Raw genomic sequence first — 13,344 nt, 5'->3', positions numbered from 1 at the left:
TCAGCTCCGGGCGGTCTGGCCGCCGAGCCGGTAGCCGACCCCGCGCACCGTCTCGATCAGCGCCGGGCGGCCCAGTTTCGTCCGCAGCGTCGCGACGTGGACGTCGAGCGACCGGCTCTCCGCGGGACCCCGGTGCCCCCACACCTCGGTGAGCACGTGCTCGCGCGAGCACACCGCGCCGCGCGCGCCCGCCACGAGGGCGAGCACCTGGAACTCCTTGCGGGACAACGCGATCGCCTGCCCGTCGACCAGCACCTCGTGCCGGGCCAGGTCGACGCTGACGTCCCCCACCTTGATGACCGCCGGCTCGGCGGCCGCGTGCTCCGGGCGCCGACGGCGCACCGCCTCGACGCGGGCGAGCAGCTCCTCGACGTCGTAGGGCTTGACCAGGTAGTCGTCGGCGCCCGCGCGCAGGCCCCGGATCCGGTCGTCGACCTCGCCGCGGGCCGACACGACGATGATCGCGACGTCGCTGACCGCGCGGATCTGGGTGCACAGGGTCACGCCGTCGATGTCCGGCAGGCCGAGGTCGAGGAGGATGACGTCGACTTCGTGGACGCGCTCGAGGACGCCCGCGCCGGTCGCCAGCCGGGCGATCGCCAGACCGCGGCGGGCCAGCGCCGGGATGAGCGCACCCGCGACCCGGTCGTCGTCCTCCACCAGCAGCACCCGCACCCGTCCGCCTCCCATGGTGACCTGCTCCACCGGCCGGTAGCGCCGAACTCTAGGACCTCGGGGAGCGGCGCGCACGAGCCACCCGTACGGTCACCCTCAGTGAGTATCGGGGTACGCGGGTGGCGGCCACCCCGATACCCCCCAAAATGGACATCGATACGCAGTTGAAACCCTAAGTATTGCTCAAGCGGCCTTGCGGGCCGGTAAAGCAACGGTAGGTTCTCGCCATCGCGGGTGACCCACGCCGCATTCGAACGACCCTGGAGGCCAGATGACCGCGGAGGTGGCGGCGCCGATGATCAAGGCGTCCGTCGTGAACAAGTACTTCGGCGACCTGCACGTGCTCAGGGAGATCACGCTCGAGGTACCTCGCGGCCAGGTTGTCGTGGTGCTGGGTCCGTCGGGGTCGGGCAAGTCGACCCTCTGCCGGGCGATCAACCGGCTCGAGCCCATCAACTCGGGCGAGATCGCCGTCGACGGCGTCCCCCTGCCCGCGGAGGGCAAGGCACTGGCCGCGCTGCGCGCCGACGTCGGCATGGTGTTCCAGTCGTTCAACCTGTTCGCGCACAAGACCATCGTCGAGAACGTGATGCTGGCGCCGACGAAGGTCCGCAAGGCCTCGAAGGAAGAGGCCCGCAAGACCGCGATGGAGCTGCTGGAGCGCGTCGGCATCGCCAACCAGGCCGACAAGTACCCGGCGCAGCTTTCCGGTGGCCAGCAGCAGCGCGTCGCCATCGCGCGGGCGCTGGCGATGCGGCCCAAGGTCATGCTGTTCGACGAGCCGACCTCGGCGCTGGACCCGGAGATGGTCCAGGAGGTCCTCGACGTCATGACCGGCCTGGCCAAGGACGGCATGACCATGCTGGTCGTCACCCACGAGATGGGTTTCGCCCGCAGGGCAGCCGATCGGGTGATCTTCATGGCCGACGGCGAGATCGTCGAGGACACGACGCCGGAAGAGTTCTTCACCGCGCCGAAGAGCGAGCGCGCGAAGGACTTCCTCGGCAAGATCCTGACCCACTGAACACTTTTTCCCCGGCCCGCGTGGCCGGACATGATTCGGAAGGAACCTGAGAGACGATGCGGTTGAACCGAGTTCTGCAGGTCGGCGCGGTCGTGCTGGCCGCCGGGCTGGCCCTGACGGCCTGCGGCGGTGGCTCCGGCAGCGGCAGCGGCGCGAGCGGCGACAAGAACCTGGTCCAGCGGGCCAAGGACAACAAGAAGCTGGTCATCGGCATCAAGTTCGACCAGCCGGGCCTCGGCCTGAAGAAGCCGGACGGCAGCTACGCCGGCTTCGACGTCGACGTCGCGAAGTACATCGCGAAGCAGCTCGGCGTCGAAGAGTCGGGGATCACCTGGAAGGAAGCGCAGTCGGCGCAGCGCGAGGACCTGATCAAGAAGGGTGAGGTCGACTTCATCGTCGCCACCTACTCGATCACGGACAAGCGCAAGAACGACGTCTCCTTCGGTGGCCCCTACTTCGTCGCGCACCAGGACCTGCTCGTGCGTCAGGACAACACCGACATCACCGGCCCCGAGTCGCTGACCGGCAACAAGAAGCTCTGCTCGGTCAAGGGCTCGACCCCGGCGCAGAACGTCAAGACGAAGTACGCCAAGGACGTGCAGCTGCAGGAAGTCGGCAAGTACACCGACTGCGTGACCGCGCTCCTCAACGGCACCGTCGACGCGATGACCACGGACGACGTGATCCTCGCGGGTTACGCCGCGCAGCAGCCCGGCAAGCTGAAGCTGGTCGGCAAGGGCTTCTCCGACGAGAACTACGGCGTCGGCCTGAAGAAGGACGACGCCGACGGCAAGGCCGCGATCAACAAGGCGATCCAGGCCATGGAGCAGGACGGTTCCTGGGAGAAGGCGCTGCAGACCAACGTCGGCCCCTCGGGCTACAAGATCCCGGCCGCGCCGGCGATCGCGCCCTGATATCCGGTTCCGAAGTCGAACGGTGCGCCGTGCAAGCGGCGCACCGTTCCCGTTCCGAGGCCAGGTTGGACAACCGTGTTCGATTTCCTCAGCAATCCTGAGTACGACTTAGTCGGCGCCTTCTGGATGACGCTCCAGCTGACGTTCTTCTCCGCGATCGGCTCGCTCATCTGGGGCACCGTCCTCGTCGGGATGCGCGTCAGCCCGGTCCCCATCATGCGGGGCTTCGCCGCGACGTACGTCAACATCTTCCGGAACACCCCGTTGACCGTGATCATCGTGTTCACGTCGCTGGGGCTGTCGTCGACGCTCGGCATCAACCTGGCCGACCCCAACTCGCCGACGTCGCTGGACGACAACGCGTTCCGGCTGGCGATCCTCGGGTTCATCGTCTACACGTCGACCTTCGTCTGCGAATCGCTGCGCTCGGGCATCAACACGGTGCCCGTCGGCCAAGCCGAGGCCGCACGGGCGCTGGGCCTGAACTTCCTGCAGGTACTGCGCATCATCGTGCTGCCCCAGGCGTTCCGGGCGGTGATCGCGCCGCTGGCGAACGTCCTGATCGCGCTGCTGAAGAACACCACCGTGGCCTCGGTGATCGGCGTGGCCGAAGCCGCCGCCCTGATGGCCGCCATGGTGGAGAACGAGTCGAGCTCGCTCTTCCTGGTCTTCGTCGTCTTCGCCGCGGTGTTCGTCGCGATCGTCCTGCCACTCGGCCTCCTGCTGGGCTGGGTCGCCAAGAAAGCCGAGGTCAAGCGATGAGCACGCAGTCCGTCCTCTACGACGTCCCCGGCCCGAAGGCCCGCGCTCGCAACTGGCTCTACAGCGTGCTGTTCGTGCTGGTGATGCTCCTGGTCGCGTGGTTCGTCTACAAGGGCTTCGACGAGAAGGGCCAGTGGGCCGGTGCTCTCTGGAAGCCGTTCATCGACGGGTCGACCTGGACCCAGTTCCTGCTGCCGGGCCTGCTCAACACGCTCAAGGCCGCCGCGCTGTCGATCGTGATCGCCCTGCCGATCGGCGCGCTGCTGGGCATCGGCCGGCTGTCCGCGCACAAGTGGGTGCGCATCCCGGTCGGCGCGGTCGTCGAGTTCTTCCGGGCGATCCCGGTGCTGCTGCTGATGGTGTTCGCCGCGTCGTTCTACGCCTACTACACCGGCATCGAGGCCGACACCCGCCCGCTGTTCGCCGCGGTCACGGGCCTGGTGCTCTACAACGGATCGGTGATGGCCGAGGTGTTCCGGGCCGGCATCCTTTCGCTCCCGAAGGGACAGACCGAAGCCGCTTCGGCGCTCGGCCTGCGCAAGACGCAGCTGATGACCAACGTTCTGCTCCCGCAGGCCATCACGCTCATGCTGCCGGCGCTGGTGAGCCAGCTCGTGGTCATCCTGAAGGACACGGCTCTGGCCGGTCAGCTGACCATCGGCTACGACGAGCTGATCCGCGGTTCGGGACCGATCACCGGCAACTTCAACAACACGATCCCGACGCTGATCGTCATCGCGCTCATCTTCATCGTGCTGAACCTGCTGCTGACGCGGCTCGCTTCGTACCTGGAGCGCAAGCTGTCGCGGCGGAAGAAGGCACCTCGGGGCGCGAAGCCGCTGGAGGGACCGCCGGCGGCGGTGACGGCGGCGACCGACTTCAACACCGGCCGGGCGGTCTGACCCTCGGCCACGGAAGCGGGTGGGTGCGCATCGTCGCACCCACCCGTTTTCTTTTGCCCCGATCGAGGCTCGCCGGGGTTGTCCTACCCGGGGGTCTCCCCTAGCGTCGGACTCATGGGTGTCGCACTGGTGACCGGAAGTTCCCGAGGGCTGGGCCGGGTGATCGCCCGGCGGCTGGCCCGCGACGGGCTCGCGGTCGCGGTGAACGGCCTGCACGACGACCCCGACCTCAAGACCGCCGCGGAGGGCGTCCTCGCCGAGGGCGGCAAGGCCGCGGCCTTCGCGGCCGACGTGACCGACCGGCACCAGGTCGGCGAGCTGGTCGACGCGGTGACGGCGTTGCTGGGCCCGATCACCGTGCTGGTGCTCAACGCGACGGGTCCGCAGCCGGACGTCTTCCTGTCCGAAGTGGACTGGGCGGACCACCTGGGCCACCTGGACTTCTTCGTGCGGTCGCCGGTGCTGCTGGGCCACGCGGTGCTCCCGGGCATGCGCGCCCGCGGCTACGGCCGGATCATCCACATCGATTCGGAGGTCGCCGAGCGCCCGCCGCCCGGCCGTTCGGCGTACGCGACGGCCAAGGCGGCCCAGGTCGGCCTGGCCCGGTCGTGGGCCCGCGAACTGGCCCCGGACGGCATCACGGTCAACTCGGTCGCCCCGGGTTTCGTCCCGGTCGAGCGCCACGCGGACGTCCCCCAGGCCGAGCGCGAGGCCTATCTGGCGGGTGTGCCGGTGGGCCGCCTGGGCACCCCCGACGACGTCGCGGCGGCGGTGAGCTTCTTCGCTTCGGAGGAGGCCGGCTTCGTCACGGGCCAGCGGCTCCTGGTCGACGGCGGCCGCGCCCTCGGCTGATCTGCAGCATCGCCAGCACGCCGAGGATGAGCACCCAGGCCAGCGCGAGCGCCGTCCACATGGCGACGTGCAGCTGGAGCAGGCCGCCCGCGAAGGCACCCACCAGCATCGCGCCCACGGCGACGACCTTCCGCAGCGGGTGCGACCCCGGCCCGCCGGCCGCCTTCGAGTCCGCCGCGAAGCCCGTCAGCGTCATCGTCAGAACCGTCGTCGTCAGGTCGGGCGCGCCGATCCGGCGGACCGCGGCGTTCTGCAGGCCCATCGCCACGCCCAGCACGACGATCAGCAGCTCGCTGCCGAGCCGGGTGCCGCTGCCGAGCGTCGCGGACAGCACGACCGCCACCGCGACCAGCGCCGCCTGGACCGCGGTCGCCTGGCGGAGCGCGTCGTAGTCGTCCTCGCGGCGGGCCAGCCGGCCACCGGCGAGCGCACCCGCCAGGAACGCCAGCACCGCGGTCAGCGACGCGAGCACCGACAGCGTCGCCTCCCCCGCGGCCGCGAACCCGAGGAAGACGACGTTCCCGGTCATGTTGGCCACGAACACCCGGCCCAGCCCGAGGAAGCTGACGGCGTCGACGATCCCGGTCACGACGGTCAGGGTCAGCAGCAGGGCGGCCAGGTCCCGTGGTTTCGGTTCAGCCATGCGCGCAGTCAACCACCGCGCGGGTCAGCGTGCGGTGTCCCAGCGCGTCGGTGCTGTCGACGAACTGGTCGATCGCCCCGATCGGGTGTGTCCACGACGTCCCGGCCAGCAGCGGTGGCACGAACCGGCCGGCGTCGACGACCTGGAACGGCCGGTCGAAGTACGGCCTGGTCCGCGGGTCCAGTCGTTCGGTGAGGCCGAGCGCGTTGTGCAGTTCGGCGACGGTCTCGTAGGCCGCGACGAGGTGCCGTTCGCGCTCCGGCCAGGTCGTCGCCGCGAGGGCGCCGGTGAGGTGGGGCGACAGCGTCGCGGCCGCGGGCAGCCGCGCGAACGCGCTGCCGAGCCACTTGCCGTACGGCGGGTACCGGCGCGCCATGAGCAGGCACAGCCGCATGAGGTCCCGCGCGAGCCGCGCCGCGACGACGGCCGACCCCAGCTCGTCGCCGGCCTCCCCGCAGCGCCCGACAAAGGCCTCCTCCTGGCCGATCCGCTGCCACTGGCAGGCGAGGACGTACCGCCAGACGTCGTCGGGGTACCAGGCGACGCGCTGCCGGAGCGCTTCGAGCCCGAGGTCGTCGTGGAAGACGGCGCCCCCGGTGAACTCGGCGAAGACCTGGGTCGGCGTGGCGAGCCAGTCGCGCGGTTCCGGGCATCGCGGGTCGAAGCCGAGGAAGCCGCGCGTCCAGCCGTCGAGCGTCGCGACGACCGGTTTCGCCGGGTGCCCGAGGAACGTGGCCGGAACCCGGATTTCGCGGACTTCGGGGAGGAACAGGAAGACGCGGGCGGTCCAGTCGTGGTCGGTGGAGCGTCCGGTGTCGAAGCCGAGCACCTCGGAGCCGGGTCCGACCAGCGCCGCGCTGTGGGGTTCATGCAGTTGCGGCGCAACGGTTTCGGTGTAGAACCGGCGGCTCAGTTCGATTCCCGGAATGAACGTCATGAATGCCATTGTGGCTTACTAGTGCTGCGAAGCGCGCTTCATTATGCGAAGGTGCTTCGCAGCGCTTCGCGCGCGAAACCTGTTGTCACACAGGCAGAACAGCAACATCCCTTCCGGTGAACCACTGCGCGGCAAGGGCCGTTTTGTCGGTGCTTGCCCTTAACGTGCGGGGCATGACCGAAACGAGCACGGTGCGCACCCGGGAGATGGGTGTCGAGCTGAAGACCCAGCGCGAGGCGAGACAGATGTCGCTGCGCGAGGTCGCCCGGCGCGCCCACTGGTCGGCGTCGAAGGTGTCCGGCTGGGAGAACGGCCGGCGGATCTCGCCGATCGACGCGGCGATCTACCTCGCGCACTGCGGAACCGACGCACCGGAACGCGAACGGCTGCTGCACCTGACCCGGCCACCGAGCGACCTGTACTGGGTGCGGCCGTACTTCGACAAGTTCGTCGACCCGATGAAGTCCCTGATCATCCAGGAAAACCTGGCCACAGCGGTGATCTCGAACAGCCCGCTGGCCCTGCCGGGCATGCTCCAGACGGAAGACTACGTGCGCACCGCCTTCGAGCTGTCCGGCCGGTACACCAGCGATCGGCTGCAGGCGCTCGTCCAAGCGAGGGTCGAGCGGCAACAGCTGCTGCAACGCCGGAACCCGCCGCAGTGCCTCTACTTCGTCTACGAGCACACCCTGAGGTCGGTCCTGCGCGACCCGGCGCTGATGCACGAACAGCTGCAGTACCTGGTGCTGGCCACCAACCTCCCGCACTGCACCATCCGCGTCATCCCCGCCTCCGCGCCGCCGTACCACCTGGTCGGCAGCCGGTTCACGATCCTCGAGTTCGCCGAACACCCGCCGGTGGCCTACGAAGAGACCTTCGCCGCCGGGCTGTTCATCGACGAACGCATAGCAGTCGAAGCGTTCTACGTCCTCCGCACGCGGCTGGAGCAGGTGGCCTTGTCCGAGCACGAGTCCCGGCAGTTCCTGGTCCGGCTGGCCGAGGAGTTCGATCTCATGACGAAGTGACCTCGCCGGCCCGTTTCCCGTCGTGCCAGACAGCGCGGACCCGCCCGGGCAGGTCCGTCACGTCCAGGTCCGTGCCGTCGAGCAGGACGAGGTCCGCGCGCAGGCCCGGTTCGACGCGGCCACGGTCGTCGTCGAGCCGGAGCAGTCGGGCGGCCTCGGACGTGGCTGCCTTCAGGGCCGCCGCGTCGCCGAGGACCGCGGCCAGCAAACGCAGCTCGGTCGTCAAGTCGACATGCGGACGCGGAGCGAGGTCGGACCCCGCGGCGATCCGGACGCCCGCTTCCACCGCGAGGCGCAGCGAACGCCGGTGCGTGCCGGCGAACTCGGTGTCGCTCATCGGCGACAGCGTCGGCACGTACCAGGCGTTCGCCAGGGCCGCGACGGCGTCGTCGTCGAGGAACGTGCCGTGCTCGATGCTGCGCACCCCCGCGCGGGCCGCCGACACCACCGCCGCCGACGTGTGCGCGTGGGCCAGGACGTCACGGCCGCAGCGGGCGGCCTCGTCGGTCACGGCGGCGAGCTCGTCGTCGGTCGGGCGGACGTCCACGCCCGCACGGACCGCCCGCATCGAGCCGCTCGCGCCGACCTTGATCCAGTCGGCACCCGCCCGCACCATCCGGCGGACGGCCGCGCGAGCCGCGTCCGGGCCGTCGAACAGCGGGTCCGGCAGCGACGGGTCACCGTAGTTGTCGACGGCGCCCGCGGCCGGGTCCCACGTGTCGCCGAGCCCGCCGGTCGGCCCGAGCTGACGCAGGCTGACCAGCAGGTCCGGCCCGGTGATCCAGCCCTCGCGCAGCGCGTGCTGGAACCCGGCGTCGGCACCCCAGGCGTCCCGCACGGTGGTGATCCCCCGTGCCAGCAACCGGCGCAGCACCGGCACGGCTTCGAGGACGCGCGCACTGCGTGGCAGGGACCCGGGCCGCCGGAACGCGACGTGCACGTGGCAGTCGATGAGCCCGGGGATCAGCAGCCCACCGGAACAGTCGACGCGCTCGTCGCCGTCGAGGCCCGGCCCGACCTCGGCGATCCGCGAGCCGTCGAGCCGGACGTCCGCGCGGGTCGTCTCACCGGTTTCGGGGTTGAAGACGCGTGCCCCGGCGAGCAGCGTCACGCGAGATCCTTGCGGTAGACGAGGAAATCGCACGGCGTGGCCAGCGACGGCGCGAGGTGCGGGTAGTCCTCGGCGAGGTCGGCGCGGTGCGTCACGCGGTAGCCGAGCCGGTCGTACCACTCGGCGAGGAACTGTTTGGCCGGATGCGTCCACTCGCGCGGCACGAGCAGTTCCAGCTGCATCTCCCCACAGCCCGCCTCCCGGCTGGCCCGCTCGGCGAACCGCACCAGTTCCCGTCCGATGCCGAGCCCGCGCCGCGCAGGGTCGGCCGCGAGCATGCCGAACTCGCCGGTCGCGTCGTCGAGCCGCTGGACCCGCACCGATCCGGCGACGTCACCGTCGACCCGGGCGACGGCGATCTCCCCGGCCCGCACGAACCCGGCCACCTCGTCGGAGGAGGTCCGGTCGGTGCTGCCGAGCCAGAGCCCCTTCTCGGACTCGGCGTAGACCTGGTTGACCAGCGCCGTGATCCGCGCGATCACAGCAGGACCGGCGGACGGCGGCAGCAGCGCGATCTCCATGCCCCCACCTTGTCACGCGAGCCCGCCGAGGCCGGCCGCGCAACGACGCTCGCGAACCGGCGACCGCCGCCTCGAGGGCGGCCGGCACACGGTTCGCGAGCGTCGAACGGAAAGCGTTACTTGTCCCGGCGGAAGAGCTTGTTGCCCAGCCACACGATGGGGTCGTACTTGCGGTCCGCGACGCGCTCCTTCATCGGGATGAGCGCGTTGTCAGTGATGTGGATGCCCTCCGGGCAGACCTCGCTGCAGCACTTGGTGATGTTGCAGTAGCCGAGGCCGTGCTCCTCCTGCGCAGCGTCACGGCGATCCGCGACGTCGAGCGGGTGCATCTCCAGCTCGGCGATGCGCATCAGGTACCGCGGCCCGGCGAAGGACTCCTTGTTCTCCTCGTGGTCGCGCACCACGTGGCAGGTGTTCTGGCACAGGAAGCACTCGATGCACTTCCGGAACTCCTGCGACCGCTCGACGTCCACCTGCTGCATCCGGTAGTCGCCGGGCTTCAGGTCCGCGGGCGGGGTGAACGACGGGATCTCCCGTGCCTTCGTGTAGTTGAAGGACACGTCGGTGACGAGGTCGCGGATCACCGGGAACGTCCGCATCGGCGTCACCGTGATCACCTCTTCCTCGGTGAACGTCGACATCCGCGTCATGCACAGCAGGCGCGGCTTGCCGTTGATCTCCGCCGAGCACGAACCGCACTTGCCCGCCTTGCAGTTCCAGCGCACCGCGAGGTCCGACGCCTGGGTGGCCTGCAGCCGGTGGATGATGTCGAGGACGACCTCGCCCTCGTTCACCTCCACCGTGAAGTCCTGCAGCGCGCCGCCCGTGTCGTCGCCGCGCCAAACCCGGAAACTCGCCTTGTAGCTCATTCCTTGCTCCCCGGGTGCGTCTCGAGCTCTCCGCCGGTGTAGTACTTCCCGAGCTCGCCGAACTCGAACAACTCCAGCAGGTCCTGCCGCAGCGGCACCTGCTCCTTCACCACGACGCCGATGTCCGGGACGACCGGGTTGTCACCCGGCGACGACGAGCACACCAGCAGCTTGTGGCGCCACTCGGCGTCCATACCCGGGAAGTCGTCGCGGGTGTGCCCGCCACGGCTTTCGGTCCGCGTCAACGCGGCCTTCGCGACACACTCGCTGACCATCAGCATGTTCCGCAGGTCGATCGCGAGGTGCCAGCCGGGGTTGAACTGCCGGTGCCCCTCCACGGTGACGCGCAGGATCCGCTGCCGCAGCTCGCCCAGCTTCTCCAGCGCCTGCTCGATCTCGCCGGCCTTGCGGATGATGCCGACCAGGTCGTTCATCGACTGCTGCAGCTCGGTGTGCAGGGTGTACGGGTTCTCGGCCGACGCGCCCTCGGGCGGGTCGAACGGCGCGAGCGCCATCTTCGCCGCCGCGTCCACATCGGACTGCGCGACCGCGGGCCGCTCGGCCAGGCCGTCCACGTACTCGGCGGCGCCGAGTCCCGCGCGACGGCCGAACACCAGCAGGTCGGACAGCGAGTTGCCGCCGAGCCGGTTGGAGCCGTGCATGCCGCCCGAGCACTCGCCGGCCGCGAACAGGCCGGGCACGCTCGCCGCGGCCGTGTCCGGGTCGACCTCGATGCCGCCCATGACGTAGTGGCAGGTCGGGCCGACCTCCATCGGCTCGGCCGTGATGTCGACGTCCGCCAGCTCCTTGAACTGGTGGTACATCGACGGCAGCCGCTTCTTGATCTCCTCGGTCGGCAGCCGGCTGGCGATGTCGAGGAAGACGCCGCCGTGCGGGGAGCCGCGCCCCTCCTTGACCTCGGAGTTGATCGCGCGGGCCACCTCGTCGCGGGGCAGCAGGTCCGGCGTGCGCCGGTTGTTGTCCGCGTCGGCGTACCAGCGGTCGGCTTCCTCTTCGCTTTCGGCGTACTGGCCCTTGAAGACGTCGGGCACGTACTCGAACATGAACCGCTTGCCGTCGGAGTTCTTGAGCACCCCGCCGTCGCCGCGCACGCCCTCGGTGACGAGGATGCCCTTGACGCTCGGCGGCCAGACCATCCCGGTCGGGTGGAACTGGACGAACTCCATGTTGATCAGGTTCGCGCCCGCCCGCATGGCCAGCGCGTGGCCGTCGCCGGTGTACTCCCACGAGTTCGACGTCACCTTGAACGACTTGCCGATGCCGCCGGTGGCGAGCACGACCGCGGGCGCGTCGAACAGGATGAACCGGCCGCTCTCGCGCCAGTAGCCGAACGCGCCGGCGATGGCGCCGTCGGTGGTGAGCAGCTCGGTGACCGTGCACTCGGCGAAGACCTTGATCTTCGCTTCGTAGTCGCCGGTCTCGGCGAAGTCCTCCTGCTGCAGCGACACGATCTTCTGCTGCATCGTGCGGATCAGCTCGAGGCCGGTGCGGTCACCGACGTGCGCCAGCCGCGGGTAGGTGTGCCCGCCGAAGTTGCGCTGGCTGATCCGGCCGTCGGCGGTGCGGTCGAACAGCGCGCCGTAGGTCTCCAGCTCCCAGACGCGGTCGGGCGCCTCCTTGGCGTGCAGCTCGGCCATCCGCCAGTTGTTGAGGAACTTGCCGCCGCGCATGGTGTCGCGGAAGTGGACCTGCCAGTTGTCGTTCGAGTTCGCGTTGCCCATCGACGCCGCGCACCCGCCCTCGGCCATCACCGTGTGCGCCTTGCCGAACAGGGACTTGCACACGACGGCGACGCGGAAGCCGCGCTCGCGCGCCTCGATCACAGCGCGCAGCCCGGCACCACCGGCACCGATCACCACCACGTCGTAGCTGTGGCGTTCGACCTCGGTCATAGAGAAATTCCACCTCGGAACTGGGGACGTCAGTTTTTGGGGAGCACTGTCGGGACGGGGACTAGTTGACGAATCTCAGGTCCGAGATCGCGCCACTGGCGACGAGCATGACGTAGAAGTCGGTCAGCACCAGCGTGCCGAGCGTCGTCCAGGCCAGCGCCATGTGGCGGGTGTTGAGCTTCGAGACCTTCGTCCAGATCCAGTAGCGCACCGGGTGCTTGGAGAAGTGCTTCAACCGGCCACCGGTCACGTGCCGGCACGAGTGACAGGAAAGCGTGTACGCCCACAGGAGGATCACGTTCGCGAGCAGGACGATGTTGCCCAGCCCGAACCCGAAGCCACCGGTCTTCCCGTGGAACGCCGTGATGGCGTCGTAGGTGTTGATCAGCGAAACGACCAGCGCGACGTAGAAGAAGTAGCGGTGGACGTTCTGGATGATCAGCGGCAGCCGCGTCTCGCCGGTGTACTTCGCGTGCGGCTCCGCGACCGCGCAGGCAGGCGGGGAGAACCACACGGCCCGGTAGTAGGCCTTGCGGTAGTAGTAGCAGGTCAGGCGGAACCCGAGCAGGAACGGCAGCACGACGAAGCCGAGCGGGATGAACCCGGGCAGGTCGCCGAACCAGTGGCCGAAGTGGCTCGAGCCCTCGACGCAGGACGTCGAGAGGCAGGGTGAGTAGAACGGCGTCAGGTAGTGGTAGTCGGGCACCCAGTACGCGGTGCGCACGAACGACCGGACCGTCGCGTAGATGATGAACGCCGACAGACCGAGCACGGTCAGCAGCGGCTGGAGCCACCACCGGTCCGTGCGGAGGGTGCGCTCGGCGATCCGGGCCCGCTTGGGGGCCCGGACGCCGGTGCCGACGCCGTTGTCAGCCGGAGCGCTCACCGCTGGTCGCGCTTGTAGCCGCCGACGCCTTCGTCATCGGCGCCGTGCCAGAGCGCCGGGTCGTAGGGGGTGTCGGGTACCGGGACGCGCTCGGCGGGTTTCGCCTGGGCGGGCACGGCGAGCGGCGTGCCGTCGAGGTCCGCGGTGTCGATGTCGAGGCGCTCCACGTCGTTGGCGAGCCGGCGGACCGCCGAAGCGTCGCCGTAACGCGAGCGCAGTGCGCCGACGCACTGCCTGAGCTGGCCGATGGTTCGCCGCAGCTCGGCGATCTCGGAGGTGGACATCATTCCTCCCGGGTGGTGGTGGGGCT

The 13,344-nt window shown here is 69.6% G+C and carries 15 protein-coding genes; 6 read left to right on the top strand and 9 right to left on the bottom strand.

All coding sequences use genetic code 11. From position 1 onward, the window contains the following. The gene (locus tag ACZ7OU_RS19045) at positions 1-675 is read right to left on the bottom strand and encodes a response regulator transcription factor (protein ID WP_470239032.1); all 675 of its coding nucleotides are present in this window, start codon (positions 673-675) and stop codon (positions 1-3) included. 295 nt (positions 676-970) lie between these two features. Here ACZ7OU_RS19045 and ACZ7OU_RS19040 point away from each other — a divergent pair, with 295 nt between their 5' ends. The 5 genes from ACZ7OU_RS19040 to ACZ7OU_RS19020 all read left to right on the top strand — a co-directional run bounded on the left by ACZ7OU_RS19040 (position 971) and on the right by ACZ7OU_RS19020 (position 5,129). Further along, positions 971-1,699, top strand: a complete 729-nt coding sequence (locus tag ACZ7OU_RS19040; RefSeq protein WP_470239033.1) for an amino acid ABC transporter ATP-binding protein — start codon at positions 971-973, stop codon at positions 1,697-1,699. Positions 1,700-1,755: 56 nt separating this feature from the next. Further along, a complete protein-coding gene (locus tag ACZ7OU_RS19035; protein WP_470238737.1) occupies positions 1,756-2,613 on the top strand; it encodes a glutamate ABC transporter substrate-binding protein in 858 nt (285 codons plus the stop codon). Between the two features lie 75 nt (positions 2,614-2,688). Beyond that, complete coding sequence (locus tag ACZ7OU_RS19030) at positions 2,689-3,375, top strand: amino acid ABC transporter permease (RefSeq protein WP_470238738.1); 687 nt, start codon at positions 2,689-2,691, stop codon at positions 3,373-3,375. After that, positions 3,372-4,277: an amino acid ABC transporter permease gene (locus tag ACZ7OU_RS19025; protein ID WP_470256084.1), complete on the top strand. Its 906-nt coding sequence runs from the start codon at positions 3,372-3,374 to the stop codon at positions 4,275-4,277. Before ACZ7OU_RS19030 ends, ACZ7OU_RS19025 begins: the two co-directional genes overlap by 4 nt. Positions 4,278-4,391: 114 nt before the next feature. Beyond that, positions 4,392-5,129 (top strand): SDR family NAD(P)-dependent oxidoreductase, encoded by a 738-nt coding sequence (locus ACZ7OU_RS19020; RefSeq protein WP_470256083.1) that lies wholly within the window; start codon positions 4,392-4,394, stop codon positions 5,127-5,129. Here the strand turns inward: ACZ7OU_RS19020 and ACZ7OU_RS19015 are convergent. Both ACZ7OU_RS19015 and ACZ7OU_RS19010 read right to left on the bottom strand, forming a co-directional pair. Further along, on the bottom strand, positions 5,083-5,772 hold the full coding sequence (locus ACZ7OU_RS19015; RefSeq protein WP_470256082.1) for a YoaK family protein: 690 nt from the start codon (positions 5,770-5,772) through the stop codon (positions 5,083-5,085). The genes ACZ7OU_RS19020 and ACZ7OU_RS19015 overlap by 47 nt on opposite strands. Next, on the bottom strand, positions 5,765-6,709 hold the full coding sequence (locus ACZ7OU_RS19010) for a DUF4037 domain-containing protein (protein ID WP_470256081.1): 945 nt from the start codon (positions 6,707-6,709) through the stop codon (positions 5,765-5,767). The genes ACZ7OU_RS19015 and ACZ7OU_RS19010 overlap by 8 nt, the downstream gene beginning before the upstream one ends. Before the next feature lie 173 nt (positions 6,710-6,882). Between ACZ7OU_RS19010 and ACZ7OU_RS19005 the strand changes: the two genes are divergently transcribed. After that, entirely contained in the window at positions 6,883-7,734 is an 852-nt protein-coding gene (locus ACZ7OU_RS19005) for a helix-turn-helix domain-containing protein (RefSeq protein ID WP_470238743.1), read from the top strand. On the opposite strand, the gene ACZ7OU_RS19000 is transcribed toward ACZ7OU_RS19005, so the two are convergent. From ACZ7OU_RS19000 to ACZ7OU_RS18975, 6 genes are all read right to left on the bottom strand, one after another. Next, complete coding sequence (locus ACZ7OU_RS19000) at positions 7,721-8,845, bottom strand: amidohydrolase family protein (RefSeq protein WP_470256080.1); 1,125 nt, start codon at positions 8,843-8,845, stop codon at positions 7,721-7,723. The genes ACZ7OU_RS19005 and ACZ7OU_RS19000 overlap by 14 nt on opposite strands. After that, positions 8,842-9,366 (bottom strand): GNAT family N-acetyltransferase, encoded by a 525-nt coding sequence (locus tag ACZ7OU_RS18995; protein ID WP_470256079.1) that lies wholly within the window; start codon positions 9,364-9,366, stop codon positions 8,842-8,844. Before ACZ7OU_RS18995 ends, ACZ7OU_RS19000 begins: the two co-directional genes overlap by 4 nt. A 116-nt stretch (positions 9,367-9,482) precedes the next feature. Further along, positions 9,483-10,235: a succinate dehydrogenase/fumarate reductase iron-sulfur subunit gene (locus ACZ7OU_RS18990; RefSeq protein ID WP_284741074.1), complete on the bottom strand. Its 753-nt coding sequence runs from the start codon at positions 10,233-10,235 to the stop codon at positions 9,483-9,485. Further along, positions 10,232-12,148: a fumarate reductase/succinate dehydrogenase flavoprotein subunit gene (locus ACZ7OU_RS18985; RefSeq protein WP_470238746.1), complete on the bottom strand. Its 1,917-nt coding sequence runs from the start codon at positions 12,146-12,148 to the stop codon at positions 10,232-10,234. The genes ACZ7OU_RS18990 and ACZ7OU_RS18985 overlap by 4 nt, the downstream gene beginning before the upstream one ends. Before the next feature lie 61 nt (positions 12,149-12,209). Beyond that, entirely contained in the window at positions 12,210-13,034 is an 825-nt protein-coding gene (locus ACZ7OU_RS18980; protein WP_470238747.1) for a hypothetical protein, read from the bottom strand. Next, positions 13,031-13,318, bottom strand: coding sequence for a hypothetical protein (locus ACZ7OU_RS18975; protein ID WP_163046790.1), 288 nt, complete (start codon positions 13,316-13,318; stop codon positions 13,031-13,033). Before ACZ7OU_RS18975 ends, ACZ7OU_RS18980 begins: the two co-directional genes overlap by 4 nt. Between the last annotated feature and the right edge of the window lie 26 nt (positions 13,319-13,344).

The sequence above is a fragment of the Amycolatopsis sp. NPDC114505 genome (assembly GCF_055633615.1).
Note: the sequence above shows the minus strand (reverse complement) of the source record. Positions and strands in the feature narration are given on the sequence as shown.

Excerpts from the sequence above, each read along its gene's own strand:
- ACZ7OU_RS19040 (WP_470239033.1), top strand. The coding sequence starts at position 971 with ATGATCAAGGCGTCCGTCGTGAACAAGTACTTCGGCGACCTGCACGTG.
- ACZ7OU_RS19035 (WP_470238737.1), top strand. The coding sequence starts at position 1,756 with ATGCGGTTGAACCGAGTTCTGCAGGTCGGCGCGGTCGTGCTGGCCGCC.
- ACZ7OU_RS19025 (WP_470256084.1), top strand. The coding sequence starts at position 3,372 with ATGAGCACGCAGTCCGTCCTCTACGACGTCCCCGGCCCGAAGGCCCGC.
- ACZ7OU_RS19020 (WP_470256083.1), top strand. The coding sequence starts at position 4,392 with ATGGGTGTCGCACTGGTGACCGGAAGTTCCCGAGGGCTGGGCCGGGTG.
- ACZ7OU_RS19015 (WP_470256082.1), bottom strand. The coding sequence starts at position 5,772 with ATGGCTGAACCGAAACCACGGGACCTGGCCGCCCTGCTGCTGACCCTG.
- ACZ7OU_RS19010 (WP_470256081.1), bottom strand. The coding sequence starts at position 6,709 with ATGACGTTCATTCCGGGAATCGAACTGAGCCGCCGGTTCTACACCGAA.
- ACZ7OU_RS19005 (WP_470238743.1), top strand. The coding sequence starts at position 6,883 with ATGACCGAAACGAGCACGGTGCGCACCCGGGAGATGGGTGTCGAGCTG.
- ACZ7OU_RS18995 (WP_470256079.1), bottom strand. The coding sequence starts at position 9,366 with ATGGAGATCGCGCTGCTGCCGCCGTCCGCCGGTCCTGCTGTGATCGCG.
- ACZ7OU_RS18990 (WP_284741074.1), bottom strand. The coding sequence starts at position 10,235 with ATGAGCTACAAGGCGAGTTTCCGGGTTTGGCGCGGCGACGACACGGGC.
- ACZ7OU_RS18985 (WP_470238746.1), bottom strand. The coding sequence starts at position 12,148 with ATGACCGAGGTCGAACGCCACAGCTACGACGTGGTGGTGATCGGTGCC.
- ACZ7OU_RS18975 (WP_163046790.1), bottom strand. The coding sequence starts at position 13,318 with ATGTCCACCTCCGAGATCGCCGAGCTGCGGCGAACCATCGGCCAGCTC.